Source organism: Bradyrhizobium sp. 1(2017) (assembly GCF_011602485.2).
Lineage (GTDB): Bacteria > Pseudomonadota > Alphaproteobacteria > Rhizobiales > Xanthobacteraceae > Bradyrhizobium.
The window spans coordinates 317689-331844 of record NZ_CP050022.2 but is presented as its reverse complement, the minus strand read 5'-3'; the positions used below and the strand labels follow the sequence as shown (position 1 = coordinate 331844).

General features: G+C 64.6%; 14 protein-coding genes. 5 read left to right on the top strand and 9 right to left on the bottom strand.

Translation table 11 applies throughout. The features are described from left to right. Window positions 1-69: 69 nt before the first annotated feature. Window positions 70-1026: a homocysteine S-methyltransferase family protein gene (locus tag HAP40_RS01580; protein ID WP_166811396.1), complete on the bottom strand. Its 957-nt coding sequence runs from the start codon at window positions 1024-1026 to the stop codon at window positions 70-72. A 232-nt stretch (window positions 1027-1258) separates the two neighbouring features. Here HAP40_RS01580 and HAP40_RS01575 point away from each other — a divergent pair, with 232 nt between their 5' ends. Further along, window positions 1259-1894, top strand: a complete 636-nt coding sequence (locus HAP40_RS01575; RefSeq protein ID WP_166811398.1) for a TetR/AcrR family transcriptional regulator — start codon at window positions 1259-1261, stop codon at window positions 1892-1894. 17 nt (window positions 1895-1911) lie between these two features. On the opposite strand, the gene argG is transcribed toward HAP40_RS01575, so the two are convergent. From argG to HAP40_RS01545, 6 genes are all read right to left on the bottom strand, one after another. Next, a complete protein-coding gene (gene argG / locus HAP40_RS01570; protein ID WP_166811400.1) occupies window positions 1912-3249 on the bottom strand; it encodes an argininosuccinate synthase in 1338 nt (445 codons plus the stop codon). Window positions 3250-3341: 92 nt separating this feature from the next. Next, window positions 3342-4118, bottom strand: coding sequence for a phosphatase PAP2 family protein (locus tag HAP40_RS01565; protein WP_166811402.1), 777 nt, complete (start codon window positions 4116-4118; stop codon window positions 3342-3344). A 165-nt stretch (window positions 4119-4283) separates the two neighbouring features. Then, window positions 4284-4778, bottom strand: a complete 495-nt coding sequence (locus HAP40_RS01560; protein ID WP_166811404.1) for a hypothetical protein — start codon at window positions 4776-4778, stop codon at window positions 4284-4286. Between the two features lie 134 nt (window positions 4779-4912). Next, window positions 4913-6115 carry a 23S rRNA (adenine(2503)-C(2))-methyltransferase RlmN gene (rlmN, locus tag HAP40_RS01555; RefSeq protein ID WP_166811406.1) on the bottom strand — a complete coding sequence of 401 codons (1203 nt, stop codon included), beginning with the start codon at window positions 6113-6115 and terminating at the stop codon, window positions 4913-4915. Between the two features lie 185 nt (window positions 6116-6300). After that, window positions 6301-6957, bottom strand: a complete 657-nt coding sequence (locus HAP40_RS01550; RefSeq protein ID WP_166811408.1) for an invasion associated locus B family protein — start codon at window positions 6955-6957, stop codon at window positions 6301-6303. A 115-nt stretch (window positions 6958-7072) separates the two neighbouring features. Beyond that, window positions 7073-7912 carry an SDR family oxidoreductase gene (locus HAP40_RS01545; protein WP_166811410.1) on the bottom strand — a complete coding sequence of 280 codons (840 nt, stop codon included), beginning with the start codon at window positions 7910-7912 and terminating at the stop codon, window positions 7073-7075. 209 nt (window positions 7913-8121) lie between these two features. On the opposite strand from HAP40_RS01545, the gene HAP40_RS01540 reads away from it, so the two are divergent. From HAP40_RS01540 to HAP40_RS01530, 3 genes are all read left to right on the top strand, one after another. After that, window positions 8122-9096 carry an NADPH:quinone oxidoreductase family protein gene (locus HAP40_RS01540; RefSeq protein WP_166811412.1) on the top strand — a complete coding sequence of 325 codons (975 nt, stop codon included), beginning with the start codon at window positions 8122-8124 and terminating at the stop codon, window positions 9094-9096. A gap of 419 nt (window positions 9097-9515) precedes the next feature. Next, window positions 9516-10394, top strand: a complete 879-nt coding sequence (locus HAP40_RS01535; RefSeq protein WP_166811414.1) for a hypothetical protein — start codon at window positions 9516-9518, stop codon at window positions 10392-10394. Between the two features lie 24 nt (window positions 10395-10418). Then, window positions 10419-11588, top strand: a complete 1170-nt coding sequence (locus tag HAP40_RS01530; protein WP_166811415.1) for a TAXI family TRAP transporter solute-binding subunit — start codon at window positions 10419-10421, stop codon at window positions 11586-11588. A gap of 68 nt (window positions 11589-11656) precedes the next feature. Here HAP40_RS01530 and HAP40_RS01525 read toward each other — a convergent pair whose 3' ends face one another. Continuing rightward, window positions 11657-12043 carry a YkvA family protein gene (locus tag HAP40_RS01525; RefSeq protein WP_166811417.1) on the bottom strand — a complete coding sequence of 129 codons (387 nt, stop codon included), beginning with the start codon at window positions 12041-12043 and terminating at the stop codon, window positions 11657-11659. A gap of 115 nt (window positions 12044-12158) precedes the next feature. Beyond that, the gene (locus tag HAP40_RS01520; RefSeq protein ID WP_166811419.1) at window positions 12159-12449 is read right to left on the bottom strand and encodes a 4a-hydroxytetrahydrobiopterin dehydratase; all 291 of its coding nucleotides are present in this window, start codon (window positions 12447-12449) and stop codon (window positions 12159-12161) included. Window positions 12450-12600: 151 nt separating this feature from the next. On the opposite strand from HAP40_RS01520, the gene HAP40_RS01515 reads away from it, so the two are divergent. Beyond that, window positions 12601-14046, top strand: a complete 1446-nt coding sequence (locus HAP40_RS01515; protein WP_166811421.1) for a TAXI family TRAP transporter solute-binding subunit — start codon at window positions 12601-12603, stop codon at window positions 14044-14046. Window positions 14047-14156: the final 110 nt, after the last annotated feature.

Below are 14156 nucleotides of genomic sequence, written 5' to 3'. Positions count from 1 at the left end.
CGCACCGCCAAGCCGAAACGAGACCTGCAAGGACAGACAGCCGGGAGCGATGCCGGCCACCTCATCGTATCACGCAGTCAACGCTCCTGTCGGCAGGCACGCCTCGCAAACGGCGGCGACATGCCGATGATCGGTGCCGCAACAGCCACCGAGGATCCGCATGTCCGGGAATGCGCGCCTGAGCGAAAGGTAACGGCGGCCGAGATCGACGGGATCGCCGCTGTCGAGAGTCTCGGACTCGTCGAGCTCGGCATGGCTCTTGGTCGACGCATTGGCTCTGACACCATGAATGCGCTTGACCCATGCCTCGCCGGTCGCGAGCGCATTCTCGAAGTGGGTCGGATGCGCGCAGTTGATCAGGAAGTATTCGCAAGCCCGCTCCGTTGCATCGTCGACCGCTTCAATCGCTTCGCGCAGGGACTCTCCCCTGACGAGGCGACCGTCAGTCTCGACCGTGAAAGAGATCGCAACCGGAATTTCCTGCCGCCTGGCCGCACGCACCACACCGACGGCCTCGTTGATGCTGTTCAGCGTGAACGCGGTCACCATGTCGGCGCCTGCCTCGGAGAACGCCGATATCTGGGCGGAGTGGTAGGCTTCCGCCTCCGCCGCATCCATGTTGCCGGCCTTGTAGCCGTCGCCTCGCGGGCCGATTGCACCGTTGATCACGCAAGGCGCGCCTGAACTCTCCCATTCACCGCGCAATTCCTCCAGGAAACGGATGGAGCGCATGTTGATGGTCTTGAGCGCGGCCGCATCGTAGCCGAGCTTGGCGGCCCAATCGGGGTTGGCACGCCAGGTCGGGCTGTCGAGCACGAAGCCGAGCCCATGCTGCCGGGCGACGCGGAGATAGGCTTCGTAGTAGCGCTTCAGAGCCGCGCGGCCATCGGCGCGGTCGAGCAGCACGAATGCCGCGAAATGGGGCAGCTCCAGCCCTTCGTGAAAGATCAGGGTGGTTTCCAAGCCGCCGTCGGTCAGGAAAATGCCGCCGCGGTGCTGCGGCAGGCCGTGTCTGTATGTGGCCATTGATCACTCCATCATTTGCACGGGGCGCTCTCGTCGTTCGGTCGCGTCATGCCCGCCCTCGGTCTCGGACCATTGGTGCCGCATAATGTCGCGCTGCTCTAGAAGCCTGATGGTGCGGCTGAACTTCCACCCGCAAACAGATGACAAATCAGAGGCTTGCGCGGGGCCCTCGGATCGGACGTCTGCCGCACGCGGCGGATTCCGCACCGCTGGTACGGTTTTGGAGGGATCGATGGGAAAGGGCGAAGCGACGCGCGAACGCATTCTCGAGATCGCGGAAACGGCGGTGCTCGCAAAAGGCTTCGCCGCGACCTCGATCGACGAGGTCATCGCCGAGGCCGGACTCACCAGGAGCGGCTTCTTCTATCATTTCAGGGACAAGAACGCGCTGGCGCGGGAGATGCTGCGCCGGTATGTGGAAACGAACGATCGGCTGTTCGACGAAATCTTCCGGCGGGGACGCGAGCTTTCGGACGACCCGCTCCAGTCCTTCCTGATCTCCCTGAAATTGCTCGCCGAGATCATGGGCGATCTGCCAAACGGTCATCCCGGCTGCCTGATTGCCAGCATCTGCTATCAGGAGCGCTTGTTCGACCGGCAGGTTCGCGACCTGACCACGCAATCAGTCAGGAGCTGGAATGCGCATTTCCGCGCGATCCTCGACGGCATCGCCGCAGTCTATCCACCGCGCGAGGCGATTGAGCTCGACGATCTCGCCGAGATGGTCTCGTGCGTCGTCGACGGCGCGATCATCATGTCGAAAACGCTCAACGACCCGAAGCGGCTGGAGCGACAGATCCTGCTGTTCCGCAGCTGTGTGAAGCTGGTATTCGCCGCAGGGCCGGCAATGCCATCGACCAGCCCGTAGCACGATCGCGACAACAATCAGCCCTTGTCGCTTTCGAGCCTGAAGATCTGCGAGCCCTCCGTGCCCGACAACAGACCGGTCTTCGAGTAGAGACCGAGCTTGGTGCGCGTGTCGGCGATGTCGAGGTTGCGCATGGTGAGCTGGCCGATGCGGTCGGCCGGCGAGAACGCGGCGTCCTCGACCTTCTCCATGCTGAGCCGTTCCGGCGCGTAGGTGAGGTTGGGGCTCTCGGTGTTGAGGATCGAATAATCGTTGCCGCGGCGCAGCTCGAGCGTGACCTCGCCGGTGACGGCGCGCGCGACCCAGCGCTGCGCGGTCTCGCGCAGCATGAGGGCCTGCGAGTCGAACCAGCGACCCTGATAGAGCAGCCGGCCGAGACGCATGCCGCTGATGCGGTACTGCTCGATGGTATCCTCGTTGTGGATGCCGGTGACGAGACGCTCATAGGCGATGTGCAGGAGCGCCATGCCGGGCGCTTCGTAAATGCCGCGGCTCTTGGCCTCGATGATGCGGTTCTCGATCTGGTCGCTCATGCCGAGGCCGTGGCGGCCGCCGATCGCATTGGCTTCGAGGAACAGCGCGACGGGGTCAGGGAAGGTCTGGCCGTTGAGCGCAACCGGCTGGCCCTCCTCGAAACGCACCACGACCTTCTCGGCCTTCACAGTGCAGTCGTCGCGCCAGAACGGTACGCCCATGATCGGGTTGACGATCTTGATGCCGCTGTCGAGGCTTTCGAGATCCTTGGCCTCGTGCGTGGCGCCGAGCAGATTGCTGTCGGTCGAGTACGCCTTCTCGGCGCTCATCTTGTAGGCGAAGCCCTGCGCGGTCATGAACGCCGACATCTCGGCGCGGCCGCCGAGCTCGTCGATGAACTGCTGGTCGAGCCAGGGCTTGTAGATCTTCAGGCCGGGGTTGGTGAGCAGGCCGTAGCGGTAGAAGCGCTCGATGTCGTTGCCCTTGAAGGTCGAGCCGTCGCCCCAGATGTTGACGCCGTCTTCCTTCATCGCCGCGACCAGCATCGTGCCGGTGACGGCACGGCCGAGCGGGGTGGTGTTGAAATAGGTGATGCCGCCGGTCGAGATGTGGAAGGCGCCCGACTGGATCGCGGCGATACCCTCGTGGACAAGCTGCGTGCGGCAATCGACGAGCCGGGCCTTCTCGGCGCCGAACTCCTGCGCCTTGCGCGGGATCTCGTTGTAGTCGGCCTCGTCCGGCTGGCCGAGGTTGGCGGTGTAGGCGTAGCAGCGCGCGCCCTTCTGCTTCATCCAGAGCAGCGCCGCTGAGGTGTCGAGGCCGCCGGAAAAAGCGATGCCGACTTTCTCACCCTTGGGCAGGCTTTTCAGGATCGTGGTCATGGCGCTTCCAATCGGGTCTCAAGGGCTGACGTCTGGGCGGGTTTGACCGCGCGAATATCAAATTTCGCACGCCTCGGCACCCATTTAATGGCTCAAATCGACGGCGCGGGACCGGTCTTGCCGCCGAACAGGCGCTGGCGGAGGCGGTAGCCGGGCATGGCCAGGCGGGTCAGGGCCGCATCGACCGCCTCGTCCGAGAATCGCGTCCGCGGCCAGCGGTAAATCAGGGCATAGGCAAGCCAGATCACGACGAAACTGACGAGGCCGGCAATCGCGACATCGGTGAAGAAGTGTCCGCCGAAGGCCATGCGCAGGCCGCTGGTCAAGGCGCCGAACACCACGGCGCCGGCATAGGCGAGCGGCCGCCATGCCGGCGGGGCCAGCGCGGCGGGTGCCAGGGTCCAGAAGGCGGTCGCGCCCTCGCCCGAGAAGAATGAGCAGTTGCGCGCGCAGCCGCCCCGCGGATCCCACCACGGCACGAACTGCTGGTCGCCGGCAAACTGCGTCACCACCACCGGACGCGGACGTCCCCAATAGGTCTTGAAGGTCAGGTTGGTGAGAATGCCAGCCGACATGATGATCGTCACCAGCAGGAACACCATCGCGCGCCCCGACACCAGCAGCGGCCGGTCGGGCCGGATCAACTTGACCACGAGCGCGACGAGCGACGGCAACACGAACGCCCAGGCGATCCACATCGCCGCATCCCGCGCGAAGCTGGCCCAGCCGTTCAGCTTGAGCGGAAACGCCCTCGTCTCGGGGTCGAAGAACAGCGAGGCAAGCTTGAGATCGAGCTCGGGATAGAGGCCGAAGACGACGCCGATCACGAGCCACAGCGCCAGGGCGATGAAAAGTCCAGTCCGGTTCATGGCGCGCGGTTTAGCGGAGTGAGAAGGGGATGAAAACCCCGGAAACTGTCGCGGCGAGCGGCACAAGCGAGCGCGGATTGGCTGTAGCGCAATGCTTCAACGACGTCGTCCCGGCCCCCCCGCGCGCAGCTGCGCGCCAGGCCGGGAATGTGCCGGCGCGTTGTTTCACCGCGCATCCGGCCTCGAATTCGACGGCAGCGGCGGCGGCGGTCTCCGCGCGGGCGGCGGATCGCGCCAAGCACCGGCGTTGCGGCCGGCGATCAGCCAGTAGACGACGCCCGCGGCGATGCCCGCGCCGGTCATGATTTCCAGATGCCGCCGCACGATCCCCTCGAACTGGAACGTGTCGGGGTGAAAGGGAACGAGACCGAGATAGCAGGCGAGCCCGACGAGACCGCCGCCGACGGCATAAGCGAGCGCGCTGCGGATGTAGAGCGCTTCGGTGATCGCGACGATCACCGCTGCCGGCACCAGCGCAAAGCCGGAGACGAAGATGAAACCGAAACCGAGCAGGATGTCGATCGTGCCCTGGTCGACGGGACCGGCACCGAGATCGGCGAACTCCGGAAACAGCAATGCAACGACGACGATCATCCCGCCGACAAAGCAGGCGGCGAGGAAGCCGATGAAGATGACGACGAGGCGGCCGATCAGGGACATGAAGGGAAAGCCACCTTTGCCGTCATTGCGAGCGCATCGAAGCAATCCAGAAATGCGTCCGCGGAGACAGTCTGGATTGCTTCGTCGCTACGCTCCTCGCAATGACGAGGATGCGAGAGCGCGGGCATAACAAGCTAATCCGTCATCGCCATGGCGCGCAGCGCCTGGCGCTCGCGTGCGCTGAGCTTTTCGGTCTCCGACTTGAGCTGGCCGCAGGCGGCGAGGATGTCGCGGCCGCGCGGGGTACGCACCGGCGAGGAATAGCCGGCGTTGAAGATGTATTCGGAGAATTTTTCGATCTGGTCCCAGTCCGAGCATTCATAGGCCGTGCCGGGCCAGGGATTGAACGGAATCAGATTGATCTTGGCCGGAATGCCCTTGAGCATCTTCACGAGCAGCTTCGCATCGTCGAGCGAATCGTTGACGCCCTTGAGCATCACATATTCGAAGGTGATGCGCCGCGCATTGGACGCGCCGGGATAGTCGCGGCAGGCCTGCAGCAGCTCCTTGATCGGGTATTTGCGGTTGAGCGGCACCAGCTCGTTGCGCAGCTCGTCGCGCACGGCATGCAGCGAGATCGCGAGCATCACGCCGATCTCCTCGCCGGCGCGCACGATGTTCGGCACCACGCCCGAGGTCGACAGCGTGATGCGGCGGCGGGAGATGCCGATGCCCTCATTGTCGCCAACGATGAGCAGCGCATCGCGCACCGCGTCGAAATTGTAGAGCGGCTCGCCCATGCCCATCATCACGATGTTGGTGACGCGGCGCGTGCCGTCCTCGCGATCGGCCCAATCATTGAGGCGGTCACGTGCGACCATCACCTGTCCGACGATCTCGCCGGCGGTGAGGTTGCGCACCAGGCGCTGCGTGCCGGTGTGGCAGAAGGCGCAGTTCAGGGTGCAGCCGACCTGCGAGGAGACGCAGAGCGTGCCGCGGTCGGTCTCGGGGATGTAGACGCACTCGACTTCATGCGCGCGTTCGACATTGTCGCCGCTCGGCAGCCGCAGCAGCCATTTGCGGGTGCCGTCGCTGGAGATCTGCTCGGCCACGACCTCGGGCCGATCGACGGTGAAATGCTGCGCGAGCTCGGCGCGGATTCCTTTCGAGATCGAGGTCATGTCGTCGAAGCTCTGGGCGCCGCGGAAATAAAGCCAGTGCCACAGCTGCTGCACGCGCATCTTGCGCTGCGCCGGTGCCACGCCGATCTCGCCGAGGCGATCGGCAAGCTCGGCGCGCGACAGGCCGATCAGCGACGGCTTGGCCGGCGGCACATAGGTTTCGAGCGGAGTCTTCTCCACCAGGATTGCGTTGTGCGGCTCGGCAGTCGGTTGCATTGAATGGACCTGATCAGGTGGTCGTTCCGGGGCGATGCGGAGCATCGGACCCGGAACCTCGAGATTCCGGGTCTGGTCCTTCGGACCATCCCGGAATGACGGAGAAGCTTGGAACCGGCTCTATATAGCAACCGGGGCCGCCGATTGCGACCGTGATACCGCCTGCAGTCTTAACGCCTGCAGCCTCAACGCCTGCAGTCCTGGGCGATCTTGTCGAGTGCCTGGGCGAGGCCCTTCAGCGAGAAGGTATCGGTCGTCTCGGTGCCCTTGGCCGAGACGCCCTTGACCACGAGATCGGCGGATTTGCGCATGGCCTCGACCATCCGCTCCTCTTCGGCCGCATTCTTGATCCAGAGGCCGTCGCCCTGCGTGTACATCGCGAAGGAGGCGCCGCCGACCTCGACCGACGATTCCGAGCCCGGCTTCAGCGCATAGCCGATCATGACCGAGACTTCGTTGTTCACCTTCTCCGCCGGCCGGGTCGAGACGAAGGCATAGGCGGGATCGCGCGGCCGGTTCGGCGGGTTGGTCTTCGACGCCGACGGCTTGGCCAGCGCGAAGCAGACCTTCTTGCCGTTGGGTGTCGCCGAATAGGCGCCCCAGGTGCCGAACTGCCCGATCAGCGTCGGCTCTGCGCCGCCCGCAATCGCTGGGGGCGGCGTCGCAGGTTTACTCTCTGGCTTTGCGGCCGACTTGGCCGTCGTATTAGCCGCCGGCGCGGCCGGCTTCGGTGTCGCCGGAGCAGACTTGGGCGCCGGTTGCGCCGACTGCGCCCGCGCGGGGTCGGTGACCCCACCGGCCATGACGCCAGTCATCAAAGCTAAAATCAGCACCCGCCACATGCTGGAGTGGTTCCCTCAATATTGTGACTGGAAGATGGCCCGGCCGCGCTTTGTCCCCGGGCAGGGATAGCCGGAAAAGTCCAATTTGGGAAGGCAGTTAGCGCGATGACAACAGCTAGCTTTTGCTTCGCGCGGCGCGCTGCTCGGCCCATTGCGCCTCGCTCCAGCCGAGCAGGTCCTCGGCGCCGGAACTGCGCAGATGCGCGCCACCGTCGATCACCACCATCTCGCCATTGATGTAGCGGGCGCCATCCGAGACCAGGAAGCTGGCGAGGTCGGCTAGCTCGCCGTGCTCGCCCGTGCGCCCGAGCGGATTGCGCGCGGCCCAGCTGTCGTCACGGCCTTCGGGGCGGAGTTGCCCCGATGCGCCCGCGGTCGGGAACGGACCCGGCGCGATCGCAACGGTGCGGATGCCCTTCGGGCCCCATTCCACGGCGAGACTTTTGGTCATCGCCAGCACCGCCGACTTCGCCATCGCGGACGGCATTGTGAAGGCGCGGCCGGTGATGGTCGAGGTCGACAGGATCGAGAGCACGACGCCGTTGTGCTTGCCCTCGATCCAGCGCTTGCCGGCGGCGAGCGTGCAATGCATCGCGCCATGCAGCGTCGGCGCCAGGATCGCATCCGCGGCGCGGAGCGACAGGTGCTCGCTCTGCGCGATGAACGTTGCGGCGGCGTTGTTGACGAGAACGTCGAGCGGTGCCTCGCGCCAGATCGCGTCCATCATGCCATCGACGACAGCACCGTCGCGAATGTCGCAGGCGATGGTCGTGACCTTGCCGCCAGTCTCCTCGCGCATCTCACGCGCCGTTGCCTCGAGCCGATCGTGCTTGCGGCCGCAGATCACGAGCTCGGCGCCGAGTGCAAGGAAACGGCGCGCCATCGCAGCGCCAAGGCCCGACCCGCCACCGGTCACGAGGATGCGCTTGTTCTTGAGCAGGCCTGTTTCAAACATCGTTTGAATCCTCGCTGTTGCCGCTAGCGCAACGAAGCAATCCGGAGTCCGCGCCGCGGAAATAGTCTGGATTGCTTCGCTGCGCTCGCAATGACGTGAGGATAGGTCTGCGCATCGCTTTGGGCAAAGAATCCGGATTGTCGGGCCGCTCCAAATCCGGCAAAACCGGGCCAACTATAATTCCACTCGAAACGCCCCAAGGTGCTGCCATGAAAGCCATCCTCTGCTCGCAATATTGCCAGCCCGACGACCTCGTGCTGACTGAGGTGCCGGATCCGGTGGCGGGCCCGGGCGAAGCCGTGATCGCAATCAAGGCGGCGGCGCTGAACTTCTTCGACATCCTGATGATCCAGGGCAAGTACCAGATCAAGCCGCCCTTCCCGTTCTCGCCGGCCGCCGAAGTCGCCGGCGTGATCGAGAGCATCGGCGCTGGCGTGACCGATCTGAAAGTCGGCGATCGCGTGGTCGCATCCTGCGGCCACAACGGCGCGCGTGAGAAGATCGCGCTGCCGGCGGCTTCGATCGTGAAGATCCCCGACAATCTCGACTATGACCGCGCGGCCGGCATCATCATCATCTACGGCACCGCGCTGCATGCGCTGGAGGATCGCGCGAGCCCGAAGCCGGGCGAGACGCTCGCGGTGCTCGGCGCGGCCGGCGGCACCGGCCTTGCGGCCTGCGAGCTCGGCAAGCTGATGGGCTTGAAGGTGATCGCCTGCGCCTCGTCGGACGAGAAGCTCGAATTCGCCAAGGCGCATGGCGCCGAGCTGACGCTGAACTACGCCAAGGAAGATTTGAAGGAAGGCCTGCGCAAGCTCACCGGCGGCAAGGGCGTCGACATCATCTTCGATCCCGTGGGCGGCACCTATGCCGAGCAGGCGCTGCGCTCGATCGCCTGGGAGGGCCGCTTCCTCGTGATCGGCTTTGCCGCCGGCGACATTCCGAAAATGCCGCTGAATCTCGCGTTGCTGAAGGGCTGCGACATCCGCGGCGTGTTCTGGGGTGCCTGGACGCGGCAGAATCCGGAGAAGAACCGCGCCAATCTCGAGAAGCTCGTGAGATGGACCGCGGAAGGCAAGATCTCATCGCATGTCGACCGCACCTTCCCGCTGGCCCAGACCGCGGACGCATTGAAGGTGCTCGCCGGACGTCAGGCGATGGGCAAGGTGATCTTGCACCCGTGATCCGATCAGAAGCGTAGCGACGTCGTCGCGACGCTGCGCGCTACACGCTCAACTGTGGTCGCCCGGCTCGACCGGGCGACCACCCACTGCTCCAGACACAGCGCAACGCAAAGCCAAGCGGCTGCGGTGTGCGGGATGCGCGGTCAAGCGAGGGTAGGACAGCGGAATCGTCGCACCCGTTCCCCGGGCGGCCGCTTGGTAAGGCGTTCTCAACCATTCGCGGCAAGATTGCGGTGCATTCCTCGGCTTCGCCCCAATCAAACCCAAATATTTCCCAGTTCGCACAAATCGTCGTCGCTTTTTGGGCTGATTCAAACGGCGATTTATCGGTTCCAGTTGACAGGGAACTTTCTGGACAAAAGCAAGAAGACTGAAGCCGGGAGTGCCCCTGCGTTGCGTTAGTAATGGGGAGCATCACCATGGAGACGACGGCATACCGCCCGTCGAACGAGGCGAGCGCGTTCGACTTCAATCGAACCGCATCACATCCGCAGACCGCATCGTTTGTCCGTGCCCGCGCGGCACGGGCTGACCTTTCGCAGGACGATCCGGTTCCACTGTTCTTGTCCGATCCGCTCGGTGCGCCGGACCCAAGTGAATATGGGCCGATGGAGTTGCGCTCCAGAATTGTCCCGCGTGTGCTCGCCGGCGTTCTGGTGGCATCCACCCTGGCAGTGCTGGTTACCCTATTTCAGTCCGACTTTCGCGGCCTCCTCGCCGCCAATGCCGGTAACTGGGTAGGCTTCGCGGCGGACCAGGCCATGGCGTCGGTCAGAACGCCGGCCATACCGCAGACCCCGCTCAAGGATCCGGGCCGCGTGAGCGACACGAGGCTAGCGAGCGCCGACACGCAGGCTATCCCTGCACCGGCAACGCCGAGCCGTGAGGCGATCGCGACCGCCTATCAGACGGCGCTGCAAATCCAGACGCCCGTTCCCGTCGCGGCTCCGCCCGCGCCCGTTGCGGCACCGCCTGTGCCCGTCGCAGCGCCGGCCGCGCCGCCTCCGCCCGCCAAGACGCTCGACGCCGACACGCTGTCCGGGCTGATGACGCGCGCGAAGAGCCTGCTGGGCGTCGGCGATATCGCTGCGGCTCGCCTGCTGCTTGAACGCGCGGCCAATGCGCAGGATGCGACGGCTGCGTTCATGCTAGCGCAGAGCTATGACCCGGCGGTGCTGGGCACCAGCGACTCGCGGCGCATCTCCGCCGACGCGACCGCCGCGCGCGATTGGTACCAGAAAGCCGCGGCACTCGGATCGGCGGACGCGCGGCAGCGCCTCGGCCAGCTTCAGAACTAGAAACTCTTTGATTTAGAGGACATCATGCGTAACGCTTTGGGAATGGCGCTTGCCGCCATCATGACGATCTGTGCCTTCGCGGCACGTGCCGAGTCGCAGACCGAATACGATCCCGCCAAGGTTTCGGACAGCCTGAAGGCCATCTTCCAGTTCGGCTCGACCTCGACCAAGCAGGCGCTGAACTCCAACACGGTCACGCTGATCACCGGCACGATCGGCGGCACTTATGTGCAGTTCGGCGCCGACCTCGCCTCGGTGCTCGACGACGGCAACAAGATCCGCGTGCTGCCGATCGTCGGCCGCGGCTCGGTGCAGAGCGTCGCCGACATCCTGTTCCTGCAGGGTGTCGATCTCGGCATCGTGCGGGCCGACACGCTCGACTATCTCGAGCGCAAGGGGTTTGCCAAGGACATCAAGAAGCAGTTCACCTATGTGACCAAGCTCTACAATGAAGAGATGCAGGTGATCGCGCCGAAGTCGATCGCCACGCTCAAGGATCTGGAAGGCAAGACGGTGAGCGTCGACCTGCCCAATGGGGGCACCTTCGTCACCGCGCTCACCGTGTTCGAACGGCTCGGACTCAAGGCGAATTTCGTCTATGTCGAGCAGCGTATCGCAATGGAGAAGCTGAAGGCCGGCGCGATTGACGCCGTCATCGTGGTCGGCGGCAAGCCGTATAAGTCGGTCTCGACTTTCAACAATGACGGTCGCTTCCATCTCGCGAAGGTCGATTATGCAAAGCCGCTCCAGAGCGACTACCTGCCGGCAACGCTGACCGCCAAGGACTATCCGAACCTGATCAAGGAAGGCGAGAGCGTGGACACCATCGCAGTCCCCGCGGTGCTCGCGGCGTACAATTGGGCGCCCAACACCGAGCGCTATCGCAAGCTCTCGCTGTTCGTGGACGCGTTCTTCACGAAATTCCCCTCGCTTCAGAACCCGCCCTTCCATCCCAAGTGGAAGGAGGTCTCGCTCCCGGCGCCTCTGTCCGGCTGGAACCGATTGCCGGTGGCACAGCAATGGCTCGACAAACACGGTGTCGAGCCGGTGACGCAGAAGCGATTCGAGGCGTTCCTGAAGCAGAATCCTGCGGCCGCAAAGGTGTCCGACGCGGACAGGGAAATGCTGTTCAAGCAATTCAAGGCATGGGATGCGGAGAACGCACGGGCGCAGGCGGGGCCGGAGAAGAAGTAGCAGCCCACGCCCTCTCCTGGTCGTCCTGGCTTTCGCCAGGACGACAGAGGAGTGAGAGTGGCGCGGTCCTAGTCCACATTCCGCTCCGCCTCGTCCAGGCCGCGATTCAGCGCAGCGCGGGCGGCGTCGCGGTGCTCGTTCGTGATGTGGCCGGCAACCATGCGGATCGCGGTGGCGAGCACGGCGGCATCATCGACGAAACCGAGCATCGGCATCACGTCGGCAACGAAGTCGAACGGCAGGACGAAATAGGCGATCGCGCCGAGCAGCGAAGCCTGGACGTGGCGCGGCGTCTGGCGATCGAAGGCGCAATAGTAGGCGGCGAGCAGATCTTCCGCGAACGGCAATTGCGCGGCGACGCGCTTCAGCTTGCGCCAGAAGCGGCGGCGAACGCCCTCACGGTCTTCCGCGAGCCGATCGGCCGGCTCGAAACCGACGCTGTGCTCGGCAGCCATGTTCACGTAGTCCCCTTCAAGTACATCCCGTGCAGCCGGAGCAGCGAATCGCCGCAATCACCTGCTGATCACAAGATGGGGATGAGGCTGGGCACCGCAAGACGTCAGCAAGGCGTCAGCCGGCGATCGCGTTCATCGCCTTGGCCAGCTCGATGTCGCGCGCAGTGACGCCGCCGGCGTCATGGGTCGACAGCACCACCTCGACCGTCTTGTAGACGTTGCGCCATTCCGGATGGTGATCCATCTTCTCGGCGACCAGCGCCGCGCGGGTCATGAAGCCGAAGGCCTGGCTGAAATCCTTGAAGACAAAGGTCTTCCCGATGGCGTCGCGGCCGGACACCTCTCCCCAGCCCGGTAGTCCGCCCAGCGCCTGCTTGCGCGCCTCCGCCGTCAGCCGTTCTGCCATGATCGCCTCCGTCGTTCAGGGGAACTTTACCCTAACACCGTCCCGTGGCCCGGGTTCAAACGGGATTTGCCCCATCCGCTAACCATGACGGAGATGTAACCCTCTCCGACAAGAAATTTGCTACAATTGCCGGCGTAAGTCGCCGGCCAAGATGAAACTGAGCCTCAAGCGCCCGTTTGGGAGATCGATGACCGGGGGATTGGACCTGGCCGAAGCGCCCTCTCCGCCTTCGCCGCGCTCCGCGGCGCGGAAGACGGCACTCGTGTCTCTGGCGTTCGTGCTTGCCATCGTCGGTGCGCTCGCAGGCGGTTATTATTTCGCGATGCGGCCGGTGACGCTGAAGATCGCGGTCGGTCCCGCCAACAGCGATGACGTCAAGGTCGTGCAGGCGCTGACGCAGGGTTTCGCGCAGCACAAGAGCTATGTGCGGCTGCGCCCGATCCAGACCGACGGCGCGACCGCCAGCGCCAATGCACTCGCCGAGGGCAAGGTCGATCTTGCCATCGTGCGCGGCGACCTCGACGTGCCGAAGAACGCACAGGCGGTCGCGACCCTGCGCAAGAACGTGGTGGTGCTATGGACCGTAGCCGGCAAGGGCAAGAAGAAGGGCGCGAAGATCACCAAGATCGCGCAGCTCGCCGGCCATCGCATCGGCGTCGTCGGCCGGACCCAGGCCAACGTCAATCTGCTCAAGGTGATCCTCCAGCAATACGGCGTCGATCCCGCCAAGGTCGAGATCGTGCAATTCCCCGTCAATGAGGTCGCCGAGGCGATCAAGGCGCAGAAGGCCGACGTCTACCTCGCCGCCGGCCCGGTCAACAGCAAGATCACGGCCGACGCGATCGCGGCATCGGTCAGGGAGGGCGGTACGCCGACCTTCCTTGCCATCGATTCCGCGGACGCAATCGCGCAGAACCATCCGGCCTATGAATCCTCGGAGATTCCCGCAGGCACTTACGGCGGTTCACCCGATCGTCCGGACGACGAGGTCAAGACCATCAGCTTCTCGCACCACATCGTGGCGCGCAAAGGGGTGTCCGACACCATCATCGCGGCGTTCACGCGACAACTCTTCGCCGTGCGGCAGCAATTGGTGGCGGAATTCCCGCTGGCGGCGAAGATCGAGACGCCCGACACCGACAAGGATGCGGTGATCCCCGTGCATCCCGGCGCAGCCGCCTTCGTCGATGGCGAGGAGAAGACCTTCCTCGACAAATACAGCGATTACATCTGGTGGAGCCTGATGGCGCTCTCGGCCACGGGCTCGATCGGCGCCTGGTTCGCGGGCTATCTGAAGAAGGACGAACGCGACAACAACAACCATCAGCGCGAACGCCTGCTGGACATGATCGCGGCCGCACGCAAATGCGAGACGACCGAAGAGCTCGACCAGATGCAGACCGAGGCCGACGACATCCTGCGCGACACGCTGCGCTGCTTCGATCACGGCGCGATCGAGGAAGCCGCGCTCACCGCCTTCAACATCGCGCTCGACCAGTTCCACGCCGCCGTTGCCGACCGCAAGGCGGTGTTGTTCAGCCTGCCACCGAACCTGCAACGTGCGAGTGCGCAGTTCAGGGCCGCCGGCAACGCCTAACGGCTAGTGCGCGTAATTGCTGCGTCACATTGTCTCAATATAGGTTCACCGTCATTCCGGCGCGATGCGACAGCATCGAGCCCCGGTGCGCAATTGCGTACCTGAGAATC

What these genes read in the sequence shown, in the direction of transcription:
- HAP40_RS01580 (WP_166811396.1), bottom strand. Translation starts at nt 1,026, where the DNA reads ATGGCCACATACAGACACGGCCTGCCGCAGCACCGCGGCGGCATTTTC.
- HAP40_RS01575 (WP_166811398.1), top strand. Translation starts at nt 1,259, where the DNA reads ATGGGAAAGGGCGAAGCGACGCGCGAACGCATTCTCGAGATCGCGGAA.
- argG (WP_166811400.1), bottom strand. Translation starts at nt 3,249, where the DNA reads ATGACCACGATCCTGAAAAGCCTGCCCAAGGGTGAGAAAGTCGGCATC.
- HAP40_RS01565 (WP_166811402.1), bottom strand. Translation starts at nt 4,118, where the DNA reads ATGAACCGGACTGGACTTTTCATCGCCCTGGCGCTGTGGCTCGTGATC.
- HAP40_RS01560 (WP_166811404.1), bottom strand. Translation starts at nt 4,778, where the DNA reads ATGTCCCTGATCGGCCGCCTCGTCGTCATCTTCATCGGCTTCCTCGCC.
- rlmN (WP_166811406.1), bottom strand. Translation starts at nt 6,115, where the DNA reads ATGCAACCGACTGCCGAGCCGCACAACGCAATCCTGGTGGAGAAGACT.
- HAP40_RS01550 (WP_166811408.1), bottom strand. Translation starts at nt 6,957, where the DNA reads ATGTGGCGGGTGCTGATTTTAGCTTTGATGACTGGCGTCATGGCCGGT.
- HAP40_RS01545 (WP_166811410.1), bottom strand. Translation starts at nt 7,912, where the DNA reads ATGTTTGAAACAGGCCTGCTCAAGAACAAGCGCATCCTCGTGACCGGT.
- HAP40_RS01540 (WP_166811412.1), top strand. Translation starts at nt 8,122, where the DNA reads ATGAAAGCCATCCTCTGCTCGCAATATTGCCAGCCCGACGACCTCGTG.
- HAP40_RS01535 (WP_166811414.1), top strand. Translation starts at nt 9,516, where the DNA reads ATGGAGACGACGGCATACCGCCCGTCGAACGAGGCGAGCGCGTTCGAC.
- HAP40_RS01530 (WP_166811415.1), top strand. Translation starts at nt 10,419, where the DNA reads ATGCGTAACGCTTTGGGAATGGCGCTTGCCGCCATCATGACGATCTGT.
- HAP40_RS01525 (WP_166811417.1), bottom strand. Translation starts at nt 12,043, where the DNA reads ATGGCTGCCGAGCACAGCGTCGGTTTCGAGCCGGCCGATCGGCTCGCG.
- HAP40_RS01520 (WP_166811419.1), bottom strand. Translation starts at nt 12,449, where the DNA reads ATGGCAGAACGGCTGACGGCGGAGGCGCGCAAGCAGGCGCTGGGCGGA.
- HAP40_RS01515 (WP_166811421.1), top strand. Translation starts at nt 12,601, where the DNA reads ATGAAACTGAGCCTCAAGCGCCCGTTTGGGAGATCGATGACCGGGGGA.